The organism is Planctomycetota bacterium, from assembly GCA_016872555.1.
Taxonomy (GTDB): Bacteria; Planctomycetota; Planctomycetia; order Pirellulales; family UBA1268; genus F1-20-MAGs016.
On the sequence record VGZO01000131.1, the window covers coordinates 1 to 2,147 of the forward strand.

The following is a 2,147-nucleotide window of genomic DNA, read 5'->3' on the forward strand; positions in this document are numbered from 1 at the left end:
CGGCCGGCGTGACGTACACCGTCAAGGAGATCTTCTATACCCTGCAGGGGGAGGGGATCCAGGCGGGGCGACCGGCGGTCTTCTGTCGGTTCTCGGGGTGTAATCTCTGGACGGGGCGCGAGGCGGATCGGGCGACGGCGACCTGCCGCTTCTGCGATACCGACTTCGTGGGGGTGGGGCCGGACGGCGGCAAGTTCGCGACGGCGGAGGCGTTGGCCGAGGCGGTCGCGTCGCGGTGGCCGACGGGAGCGGCCGGGGCCCAAGGGAAGCGCCTGGTGGTCTGCACCGGGGGGGAGCCCCTCCTCCAATTGGATGGGACAGCGGTGGCGGCCCTGCAGGCCAAGGGGTTCGAGGTCGCGGTCGAGACCAACGGGACCCAACCGGTGCCGGCGGGGATCGACTGGGTCTGTGTGAGCCCCAAGGCGGACGCCCCGCTGGTCGCGATCACCGGGGACGAGCTCAAGCTCGTCTTCCCACAGGCGGAGGCGATGCCGGAGCGGTTCGAGGGGCTCGGGTTCCGGCACTTCCTATTACAGCCGATGGACGGCCCCGACCTCGCGGCGAACACCGCGGCGGCGGTGGCCTACTGCTTGGCGCATCCGAAGTGGCGGCTCTCCATCCAGGGGCATAAAGTGGCAGGGATCAGGTGAGAGGGGTCAGGGGACAGGTTCCCTGACCCCTGTTCACCGTCACCTGGTTACTGCCCCCCTTCCCTACTCGTCAGGGTTCGGCTGACATCTCTCTACTATTGACGACGACCCCCTAGGTGTGGGATGTTAACTCGCGGTTCCCGGGCCTCCCGGGGGCCTTCATCACGTTCACCGAGGTCTTCTCTGTATGCGAATTCGTTTCCTCAGCTCGGCGCTCGCCCTGCTCGGTCTCGTCACGGCGGTCGGTACCGCTCAGGCGCAGACTGGCACCGTGGCCGGCCGGGTCACCCAGGAAGGGGGCACGACCCCGGTCCCGGGCGCCCAGGTACAGATCGTCACCGGGGCGACCCGGGTGGCGGTGGGCTCGACCAGCGAAGACGGTAGCTACCGGGTCGGCAACGTGCCGGCTGGGACCTACGCCGTCGTCGTCTCCCGCATCGGCTTCTCGCAGAAGCGGGTCGAGGGGATCCGCGTCGCGGCCAACGCCACGACCACGGTGAACGTCTCGATGTCGGAGCTCGCGGCCCTGCTGAACCAGGTCGTGACGACGGGCACCCGCGGCGCCGAGCCGGAGAAGATCCTCGACTCGCCGAACGCGATCTCGGTCGTGACCTCGGAGCAAATCGCCGAGCGGCCCGCCGCCACGATCGTGGACCACATCAAGGCGGTCCCGGGCGTCTCGATCTCGAACGGCGGCATCGTGCAGGCCAACATCGTCTCACGCGGCTTCAACAACGCCTTCTCGACCTCCATGCTGATGCTGCAGGACTACCGGTTCGCCGGCGTCCCGTCGCTCCGCGTGAATGTCCCCTTCCTCTTCACCGGCACCGGTGACGACATCGATCGCATCGAGGTCCTGCAGGGTCCGGCCTCGGCGCTCTACGGCCCGAACTCCGGCGCCGGCGTCCTCCACGTGATCACCAAGTCCCCGTTCACCTCCAAGGGGAGCCAGATCACCCTCGACGGTGGGGAGCGCTCGCTCGCCCGCGTCGGGCTCCGGCATGCCGGCACGCTCGGCGAGAAGTGGGGCTACAAGTTCTCCGGCGAGTATTTCACCGCACAGGACTGGGAATACACCGACCCGAACGAGATCGACGCGGGCCCGAACGCGACCCCGCAGGCGCGTGCGAACTACGCCGTCTGGGGCCGCACCGCGACCGGTGCGGTGAACCCGGGCGTCCCGGCGTCGCGCAGCGGCGTCGCCAAGTTCCGTGACTACGGACTCGAGAAGTACTCCGGCGAGGCGCGGATCGACTACCGTCCGAGCGAGAACACCGAGGCGATCACGACGGTCGGCTACTCGAACGTCGCCAGCGCCCTCGAGATCACCGGCACCTTCGGCGCGGCGCAGGTGAAGAACTGGAGCTACCTCAACGTCCAGCAGCGCTTCCGCCACAAGAAGTTCTTCGCCCAGGTCTTCTACAATGGGTCGAACGCCGGCAACGCCGACGCCAACGACGACAACGGCACCTATTACCTCCGCTCGGGGCTCCCGGT

General features: G+C 68.3%; 2 protein-coding genes. Both read left to right on the forward strand.

All coding sequences use genetic code 11. The features are described from left to right. Nucleotides 1–8 precede the first annotated feature (8 nt). Nucleotides 9–650 (forward strand): 7-carboxy-7-deazaguanine synthase, encoded by a 642-nt coding sequence (gene queE, locus FJ309_17455; protein MBM3956360.1) that lies wholly within the window; start codon nt 9–11, stop codon nt 648–650. Between the two features lie 187 nt (nt 651–837). Continuing rightward, on the forward strand, nt 838–2,147 hold a 1,310-nt coding region (locus FJ309_17460; GenBank protein MBM3956361.1), incomplete at its 3' end, for a hypothetical protein.